The sequence below is a fragment of the Coleofasciculus sp. FACHB-712 genome, from assembly GCF_014695635.1.
Lineage (GTDB): Bacteria > Cyanobacteriota > Cyanobacteriia > Cyanobacteriales > FACHB-T130 > FACHB-T130.
This window is the reverse complement of record NZ_JACJOQ010000644.1, coordinates 1-8,696: the sequence shown is the minus strand read 5'-3', so window position 1 is coordinate 8,696 and position 8,696 is coordinate 1. Positions and strand designations below refer to the sequence as shown.

The 8,696-nt window shown below is 46.1% G+C and carries 8 protein-coding genes and 1 tRNA gene; 1 reads left to right on the top strand and 8 read right to left on the bottom strand.

The features are described from left to right. From H6F50_RS24195 to H6F50_RS24160, 8 genes are all read right to left on the bottom strand, one after another. The coding region (locus H6F50_RS24195; RefSeq protein ID WP_190430641.1) for a PAS domain S-box protein at positions 1 to 4,207 on the bottom strand (4,207 nt) is incomplete at its 3' end. Positions 4,208 to 4,231: 24 nt separating this feature from the next. Next, positions 4,232 to 4,690, bottom strand: a complete 459-nt coding sequence (locus H6F50_RS24190; protein WP_190415837.1) for a chemotaxis protein CheW — start codon at positions 4,688 to 4,690, stop codon at positions 4,232 to 4,234. A 68-nt stretch (positions 4,691 to 4,758) separates the two neighbouring features. After that, positions 4,759 to 5,118 carry a response regulator gene (locus tag H6F50_RS24185; protein ID WP_190415835.1) on the bottom strand — a complete coding sequence of 120 codons (360 nt, stop codon included), beginning with the start codon at positions 5,116 to 5,118 and terminating at the stop codon, positions 4,759 to 4,761. A 577-nt stretch (positions 5,119 to 5,695) separates the two neighbouring features. Beyond that, complete coding sequence (locus H6F50_RS24180; protein ID WP_190430640.1) at positions 5,696 to 6,184, bottom strand: DUF202 domain-containing protein; 489 nt, start codon at positions 6,182 to 6,184, stop codon at positions 5,696 to 5,698. A gap of 95 nt (positions 6,185 to 6,279) precedes the next feature. Beyond that, positions 6,280 to 6,759 carry a paraslipin gene (locus H6F50_RS24175; protein WP_190430639.1) on the bottom strand — a complete coding sequence of 160 codons (480 nt, stop codon included), beginning with the start codon at positions 6,757 to 6,759 and terminating at the stop codon, positions 6,280 to 6,282. A gap of 173 nt (positions 6,760 to 6,932) precedes the next feature. Continuing rightward, positions 6,933 to 7,424 carry a YajQ family cyclic di-GMP-binding protein gene (locus tag H6F50_RS24170; RefSeq protein WP_190415832.1) on the bottom strand — a complete coding sequence of 164 codons (492 nt, stop codon included), beginning with the start codon at positions 7,422 to 7,424 and terminating at the stop codon, positions 6,933 to 6,935. Positions 7,425 to 7,467: 43 nt separating this feature from the next. Continuing rightward, positions 7,468 to 7,878 carry an MAPEG family protein gene (locus H6F50_RS24165; RefSeq protein ID WP_190430638.1) on the bottom strand — a complete coding sequence of 137 codons (411 nt, stop codon included), beginning with the start codon at positions 7,876 to 7,878 and terminating at the stop codon, positions 7,468 to 7,470. A 51-nt stretch (positions 7,879 to 7,929) separates the two neighbouring features. Further along, complete coding sequence (locus H6F50_RS24160; protein ID WP_190415828.1) at positions 7,930 to 8,433, bottom strand: DNA recombination-mediator protein A; 504 nt, start codon at positions 8,431 to 8,433, stop codon at positions 7,930 to 7,932. 159 nt (positions 8,434 to 8,592) lie between these two features. On the opposite strand from H6F50_RS24160, the gene H6F50_RS24155 reads away from it, so the two are divergent. After that, positions 8,593 to 8,666, top strand: a tRNA-Val gene (locus H6F50_RS24155). Positions 8,667 to 8,696 lie beyond the last annotated feature (30 nt).

Below are 8,696 nucleotides of genomic sequence, written 5' to 3'. Positions count from 1 at the left end.
CGTTCACCTGCTTCACACTGCCTGCAATTTCTTCTGCCGAAATTGTCTGTTTTTGAGCAGCACGAGTAATGTTTTGTACCAAAGCATTAATTTCGCGGCTGACTTCAATAATCGCAATCAGATTCGTCTTGGCAGCTGCGGCAATGTGCGTTCCTTCAACAACTTGTTGAGTACCGGATTCCATTGCCCTCATCACCCGACTAATTTCATCTTGAATTGTTTTCACAATCTCCGATATTTCTTCGGTTGCTGAGGCAGAGCGTTCTGCGAGCTTGCGAACTTCCTCCGCTACGACTGCGAAGCCTTGCCCTTGTTCTCCGGCGCGTGCTGCCTCAATTGTGGCATTTAATGCCAGCAAGTTTGTTTGAGAAGCAATTTGAGAAATAGATGTTACAATTTTGCCAATTTGTTGCGACCCTTCGCCTAGACGTTTCATCATTTTTGAAGTTTCGGCAATCGTTTGGCGGAGTTCGTTAATTCCATCAACTGTACGGTCTACAGCTTGTCCTCCCATTTCTGCTGTGGTAGCGGCTTGCTGTGCCACTTGTTCGGCTCGTTTTGCAGCATCTGAAACATCTTTAATCGAGTTGAGCATCCGCTCAATTTGTTTTAAGGTGGACTCAATTTGCAAGGCTTGGGTGCGAGCTTGCTGTGCTAGTTCGTTAGTATTACCAATCGATGCAGTTGTGGCTTGATTGGCTTGGGCCGCTGCATCTTGGATATTAATGACTACTTTCCGTAAAGAGGTGACAAGGTAGTTGAAAGAGTCTGCTAATGCTCCTAAGATGTCATTGGTGACTTGAGCTTTAACCGTTAAATCTCCCTTGGCTGCACCTTTAATTTCACCCAAAAGCTTGACGACTTGTTGAGTTAGAGAATCTGCCTCAATTTTTCGCTCTTCTGCTAATTTGATAAGTCTATCAGCCGCTTCTTTTTGCTGGGTAATGTCGAAGCGAATCCCGATATATTTGATGATATTGCCATTAGTGTCAAAGATTGGGGACACTGTAGTGTCAACCCAATACAAAGAACCATCTTTGCGCTTATTTTTGATTTCTCCTTTCCACACACCGCCCCGATAAACCGTAGCCCAGAAGTCTTGGAAAAAGGATTTCGGGTGGTAGCCAGAGTTAACGATGCGATGGTTTTGCCCCATTAGTTCTTCCTGGGTGTATCCAGAGATTTGGCAGAACCGCTCGTTAGCATAGGTAATGGTTCCTTTTAAGTCGGTTTCGCTGACAATCGCCGATTCATCAAGGGCATTTTGCCGGTTTTTCAGTTCTTGCAGCAGGCGTTCCTGCTCCTTGGCGAGTTGTTGTAAACGTTCTTGGGCTTGCTTGTCGCTGGTGATGTTGCGACAAACAATCGCCCCGCCTTTGAGGACACCGTTGTCGTCCTTCAGCGGTCTGCCGTTAATTTTTGCCCACAAACCTTCTGGTATACCAGGATGACGAGTAAACATCTCTACGTCGTCAACGGCTTCGCCTCGGATCGCTTTTGTCATCGGTAAATCTGCGGTTGGGTAAACGGTCACGGTATCGGGCAAAAACAAGCCATACTGCGTTGACCATCGATCGGGGGGGGCATCTCCTGAACCCAATCCAAACATTTTCTCCGCAGCGGGGTTGAACAGTAAAAACTTTCCGGTTTCATCGGCGACGATGACTGCCTCACCCATGCTGTTGAGGACTAATTGCAAGATACTGGTTTGCTGCCGAAGTTCAGCCGAGGAACGAGCCAAATCTGCTGCTGTTCTCTGTAAATCTGCTTCCGCTTGTTTGCGATCGCTAATGTCGGTGCAGACGCCAACCCACTCGCGGATACTACCATCTTCTGCTAAGACGGGAATCCCGCGAACCCAGAAGTATCCATAGCTGCCATCTGCGGCTCGGATACGATACTCAACCTGATAGAGACTCTTCGTTTCAAGGGCTTTATTCCAAATACGAGCAGTGGGATCGCGATCTTCTGGATGCACGGCATCCAACCATCCCCAGCCTTTCACTTGTTCCTCGCTTTGACCTGTAAACGCTCTCCAAGCTGGCATATCAACCACTTGTCCTTGGGCGTCTGTTGCCCAGACTATCTGCGAGGTAGCAACGATCAATGAGCGATACCTTTCCTCGTTCTGACGGATGGTTTCCTCAGCAGCTCTGCGCTCAGTAATGTCATTGTTGATTTCTAGGATCGCTTTAGGCTGACCGGATTCCTCCCGTTGCAATGTCCAGCGACTCGCGACAACGATCTGTGTCCCATCGCGCTTGGTGTGGATGAGTTCTCCTTCCCAGCGTCCATCCCGCAGGCACGCGGCTTTAATTTCCTCGACGGGTTGGGGAAAGATGGTTTTTAAAAATGCGTGGATGTATTGTCCTACGGTTTCTTCCTTTGCCCAGCCGTAGAGTCTTTCTGCGCCTTGATTCCAGTAAGCGATGCGATCGTCGAGATCCCGAAGCATTATGGTGTCATTGGCTAAATCCAGCATCTGCACCTGTTGCTGCAATGCTTCTTCTGTCCGCTTGCGATCGCTAATGTCGGTGGAAATCCCACAGAGGGCGTAAGTAGTTCCTGTCGAATTCCTTAAGAGAAACTTCGTGGAAAGGTAGGTGTGAAGTCCGTCATCTTGAGGTGCAACCTCTTCCATTTCTAAAGAAGTTCCGGTTTCAAGTACCTGGCGATCGTTGGCACCATAAGCATCAGCGATTTCTTTCGAGAAGAAATCGTAGTCAGTCTTGCCGATAACCTGCTCTTTGGTCGTGTGGAAGAGGCGTTCATACTGGCGATTAACCAGAATGTAACGACCTTCCAAGTCTTTGAGATAAATGACAGCGGTGTAATTGTCGATGATTGCCTCTAGGCGTTCTTGACTTTCCCTGAGTGCGGCTTCTGCCTGCTTGCTGGAGGTGATGTCGCGGGCAATGCAGTACATCACTTGATTTTCAGCAGCCGCGTTCGCAGTCCACGCTAACCATCGGTAGGAGCCATCTTTACACCTGTAGCGATTTTCAAAATACAGTACTTGCGAACCAATAGTCAGTTTTTCGGCTTCGGCTAAGCTCTTGTCTCGGTCATCTGGATGGATAAACTCAATAAACGGTTGAGCCAAAAGTTCCTCGACCGCGAAGCCCAGGATTCTTGTCCATGAAGGATTGAGGCGCTTAAAGGTGCCATCAAATCCGATAATACAGAGCAGGTCAAGAGAGAGAGTAAAGAAGCGATCGCGTTCTTGATTCGCTTCCGTTAATTCTGCCGTGCGCTCATCGATGCGTTGTTCGAGTTCTTGATTCAGGGTGCGAAGTTCTGCTTCTGCCCGCTGGCGTTTGATATCAATGCCATTCAGGTTTCGAGAATTCCACCAAATTAGAACGGCAAAAACAATAATATTCAAGCTACCTAAAACCGAGATGGCGATCTCGGTTTCCAAAGACTTCGCCCGGTACCCGGCTAAGATTATCCAACCTAAAAGTGGCGGAATTCCAAGTACAGCCGGTGACATCCGCCTCGCCATCATACCCCCTGCATTCTGGCTGGTGACAACTGCCATCACCCCTCGATCTGGACGAGCAAACAGAATGCCGGTGCTAAGAAGCGCAAATCCCACTGCTGCGTGCAAGGCCATTTGGGTGTAAGAGCTAATCCCATAAAGGGATTTCACACCATAAAGGTAGCCCAGTACCCCCAGCAAGGCGACTGAGAATGCCGCTAAGCTAAGAATTTGAGCGGCTTGATAATTAATATAGGGGCCGAGAAACAGCAGTAGAGCCACCCCCAACATCAAAAAATTAAGGGCAGTATTGGGAGCCATCCGACCAGGGGAGGAAGTGCCAAAGGTGTCTGACGACGCCTTGAACAGAAGTTGGTCAATGCCGAAATCCCACCCCAGAACATACTGCATCAGCGTGAGCAAACCGACGACCATAACGATCCCGGCAAACCATTGTCCCAAGCGGCGCTTCGACTCGTCAGCGGGATAACGGTGCCACAACCACAACGATGTACCGCTGAGGATAAAACACACCGCTGCGTTTGCTTTCATCGTTACCAGACCTGGCAAGATGCTTTTCAGGATGGGAATGTTAAACATCCAACCTAGTAGTACCGCACAACCGATTGCAATGACTGCTATAGTGGCTTTTTTAGAAAAGGATTGAAGTGTCCCGATGAGGTCGGAAGACTGAGGCACCTCTATCGGCTGATATGAACTTTCCATCTTATGGCTCCGGCAATCTATGATTTACCAGCGATCCGAATGCGCGATCGCTTCTACATCCACAATCATGAGTAAGCGTCCCTGACAGTCATATAAGCCTCGCAAAAAAGGAGCCAGTTCCTCACTCACCTCTGCTGCCGAGACAATTTGATCGGGATCGAGAGATAGCACACCCTCGACATGAGAAACTGCTAATCCCATCCGCATCGATGGGAGATTGATATCGCGCGGGTCGGGCGCTTCTACGACTAAAATCCGACTCCGAGCTTCGTGACTTTCCACAGGGTCGGCACCCATGAACCGACCAAAATCTGCTACTGCCAGAATTTCCCCTCGCAGATTGGTTAAACCCAATAAAAAAGGAAGCGTATTCGGAACAGCGGTAATGGTTTGATCGCCCAAAACCAGCACTTCTCTGACTGCCGTTAGTTCGACTGCAAACAGGCTCTTGTCTTGACCAAAGAGAACGAATTGGCGAGGCATAAACAATTAAAAATGTAAAATTAAAAATTATAATTATTGATTAATTTTTAATTTTTAATTTTTAATTCTTAGAGAAGGCGTCGTACCAGATTAATAAACTGTTTCGCCTCAAGTGGCTTACTTACATAAGCATCGGCTCCCAGCTCGATTCCCCAAGCTTTATCAATCTCTGTATTTTTTTGCGTACAAAACACGACAGGTAAGTGTTTGGTTTCCTCGTTCTCTCGTAACTCCCGCACCACTTCAAATCCGTTCATTCGTGGCATGACCACATCCAATATCACGAGGTCGGGTGGCTTCTCCTGGATGCGAGCGATCGCTTCCTCTCCATCACTCGCTCTCACCACTTCCATCCCCGCTTCTTGTAAAATTCGGCAAATCATCTCTAGTTCAGTCGGCACATCATCGACGACTAATACTCTCGACATCGCAACCCTCACAAGTATTTATTGTTAACTCGATTCTATCTGAGTCTATTCCCGCTCAAAAAGCCTCAGTATTTTCACCGAAACATCTTTTAATATTGTTCTCATTTATTGAAAATAAACCTTGCCAAAGTTCGTTTCCATCCCAAGAAATTTAGCTGTATTGTTAAATATTTGTTGCTTCAATTTACATCTTGCACCAGAGCCGGTTCAAATAGAATTCGCAGCGATGCAAACTAAGCTTTTCTGCACCAAATCACGTTAAACAAGAGTTTAAAACCCTCATCTCATCTGGTTCTTGTATGCCTAGATGTGATTTGAATCACCGACTTAAAAATAATCCAAACTCGTAGTTAAATATCCCATCACATCTATTGAATGCTGAAAACTTAATTAAGTTATCAACTTGATACCCTTAAAATTATAAAACACATAAATAAAATTGCAGGATTTCGCCAACCCTGATTTTCAAACTCCTTAATTTAAAGTAAAGTTTTTTAGACTTTCAAAAACAAACTTTACGATTTTCAAATAATTTTGATTCACTTTTTTGATGCAAATAAAAAGAAAGGCACTTTTTCTAAAAATTTTGATGCTTTACAGTTTGTGCAAAAGAGGCAGCAGGCTGCTTAAGCTGGCGATAAACTTTACCACTTTTGCTAGAAGATGGAGTATGAGGAACGGGTAACTGTCGCCAGAGGAGGACAGGGATACTGAGGACACCTAAAATCATCACCAGTCCAGCCGTTATCCAGACAAACAGACGATTTGCCTGATAATCGCTACGCTCAATTTGCCAAAAAACCTGGTTGTAGCGCCATGCAGCAAAGGCAATTAGGACAATGCCAGCAACCACCAGACTGATGCCAAGGCTCTGGGAACTGATGAACGAGTGAGAAGTGCTATTCTGACCCGTGACGGCGGTTTGCAGTTGCTGTAGAAATAAACCAAAGCGAGCTAAAGCAAACCCAAATCCAATCAATGCAATCGAGGTACGCAACCAAGCGAGAAATGTCCGCTCATTGGCTTGATGCTCTCGCTGGCGGTCGATTTTTCGTTGTTTATCCATTTCTCCTCTGGCTCAGACATTAGCAGGTTCTAGTCTTAATTTCAGCAGCTTTCCCAATTTCAGAGGCTCCAGTATTTTTCTAAAAAAGCAATATCCTATTGGACACGGGTAATCTTGATCCCCCAATTCGCCACCGCCTCATTTAATTGCTGCAATAAAGTTTGAGCGATTTCGCTTCTAGAATGAACCGCTTGCTCTAGCTTAATTCGACCAACTTCAGAGCGCAGGATAGAGATAACCAAGTTTTTTAAGGCTATCTCAATATTTTCAACAGTGTAATAAGTGCGTTCTAAATTTAGGATGCGCCAATACACAATTGCATCGACTTCCAGGGACACATTATCTTTTGCGATCGCTGGCTGGCGCTCAATTTCCAAAACCTGTTCGCGGGTTGTATTCTGATAGACAATCGTATCGAGCCAAGGCAAGATAAAGTGGATGCCTGGTTTCAGCGTTCGATGGTATCGACCCAAGCGCTCTACTAAGGCTTCATTACTTTGACGGATAATTTTGACAGAGTATCCCAGCACGTAACCAATGATGACTGCACCAAGAGCAGCAAGGAATAACTTCATCTGTATTGTCTTGCTGGGATATTTTCACAAAGCAATTGGGCTTTTATTTTTAGAATGATGTTAACTCAAGGGCACTGTTCACCTTAAGTTTTAACCACTCCAAAAATGCAGAGAATAACCAAAATTTTGCGTATTTTTGCAAAACCTCCGCGTTATTTGCGTTTAAAAACCGTTTAGCGATAGTTATTAAATTGCAAAGCAACCGGATAATCTTCCTGCTTCAAGCGTTGAATTACCAGTTGCAAGTCATCTTTGGATTTAGCAGAAACTCGCACGGCATCACCTTGAATTGAGGGTTGCACTTTTTTAATTTCGTCCCGAATTAGTTTGGTGATTTGTTTAGCGATTTCCTGGCTGAGTCCTTTACGCAGTTTGATTTCCTGCCGAATGCGACTACCACCCGCTGATTCAGGTTTGCCATAATCAAAGATTTTCAAGCTAAGATTGCGCTTGGCGGATTTAATTTGCAGGATGGTATGAACAGCATCCAAGGTAAATTCGCTATCGGTGCTAATTGTAATAACGTCGTCGCCTAATTCAAGGGTAGTTTTAGTGTCTTTGAGGTCGAAGCGGCTTTTTATTTCCCGCTCAGTTTGGTCTACGGCATTGACCAATTCTTGCCGGTCAAAATCGCTGACAATATCAAAAGAGTATGTAGAAGCCATAAAGAATCGTTAGTGGTTGGCTAAATTGATATTAGAAAAATCGCTAATTGCTATTGGCAGAAAGTAGGCTGAGGACAAATAAGGTGCTACTGCTCAGAGTACCGATGCCGAACATTAGCGATCGCGCGATTGGGACATTGAGAATATAAAAAACGGAGTATAATGACCGGGCAACAACGAAGGCGATCGCTGCGATCGCTGCCAAGGGCGAATCTACACCTGTCACATAAGCCATCAGGGCTGCCGCCGCAAATATCATAAATGCTTCAAACGAGTTTTGGTGCGCCCAAGTGGCTCGTTGTCCGTAGGGAGGCAGCTTATCAAACATGGCTCGCGGAGCCGCCGTGTCATACCCCACAGTCACACGGGCGTAACCCACCACCAAAAAGGGGATATAAATCAGAACAGCGGCTGCGGCAATGCAGTCGAGCAGAATAGCAGGTACTGGGATCATAGCTTTATTGTAGAGACGCCAGCGGTAGCGCTCTTAATGCATCGCGTCTTTTTAATCAAAGTAGAACAGAGTCACCACTTTGCGTTGTTCTTCCGCATCCTGACAAGTTTTGAGCAGGGTGTGGCTGTCGTGAAACGCAAAACAGATTAGCTGCTGACACCGAGAAACTATCTCTTGATTGCATAGAGCGCTGGCTTCAGCCAGCGATAAATTGTCGTTTTCGGGATTTTCTACCAAATGCATTACCTGTTCCAACTGCTCTCGCGATTCCCGTGGCTGACGCTCTAAGCTTTGGGGCAAAATTACAGTCAGCAGGCTAGAATCGGCTCGCATCGCCCCTCGGATGGCGGCAAAATTGGTTCCGGTAGCACCAGAGGTGATGAGTCGATTCCCGGTTAAAACCAAGGCATAGCTCATCATCTCAATGAGATTTTGATGGGTGATCGGAACGTGACGCGACCCCAGCAGGGCAATCCGTTTGGAACCTGTTTGCTGGATAGTCGCCAGTTCTTGTGCTAAGGCATCAAGCTTAGGAATGTCAATGGATTGGCTCAATGACGATTTCTGTCTGAACAACCTCGCTATTTTATCAGACCCGGATGACAACAGCGATGGAGTTTCTGCATCTTAGTTGCCTAGTTCTAAGTTCCATTGGTTAGCGAGAATTATTTGCACTTTTATAAAAAGCTATGCTACATTTATAAATCGTCGGACGGACGCATAGCTCAGTTGGTTAGAGCACCACGTTGACATCGTGGGGGTCACTGGTTCGAATCCAGTTGTGTCCATTATTTTTTTTGGTGCCGCTATAGGTGGCT

Coding starts and splice junctions, on each gene's coding strand:
- H6F50_RS24190 (WP_190415837.1), bottom strand. CDS start 4,690: ATGCCTCGCCAATTCGTTCTCTTTGGTCAAGACAAGAGCCTGTTTGCA.
- H6F50_RS24185 (WP_190415835.1), bottom strand. CDS start 5,118: ATGTCGAGAGTATTAGTCGTCGATGATGTGCCGACTGAACTAGAGATG.
- H6F50_RS24180 (WP_190430640.1), bottom strand. CDS start 6,184: ATGGATAAACAACGAAAAATCGACCGCCAGCGAGAGCATCAAGCCAAT.
- H6F50_RS24175 (WP_190430639.1), bottom strand. CDS start 6,759: ATGAAGTTATTCCTTGCTGCTCTTGGTGCAGTCATCATTGGTTACGTG.
- H6F50_RS24170 (WP_190415832.1), bottom strand. CDS start 7,424: ATGGCTTCTACATACTCTTTTGATATTGTCAGCGATTTTGACCGGCAA.
- H6F50_RS24165 (WP_190430638.1), bottom strand. CDS start 7,878: ATGATCCCAGTACCTGCTATTCTGCTCGACTGCATTGCCGCAGCCGCT.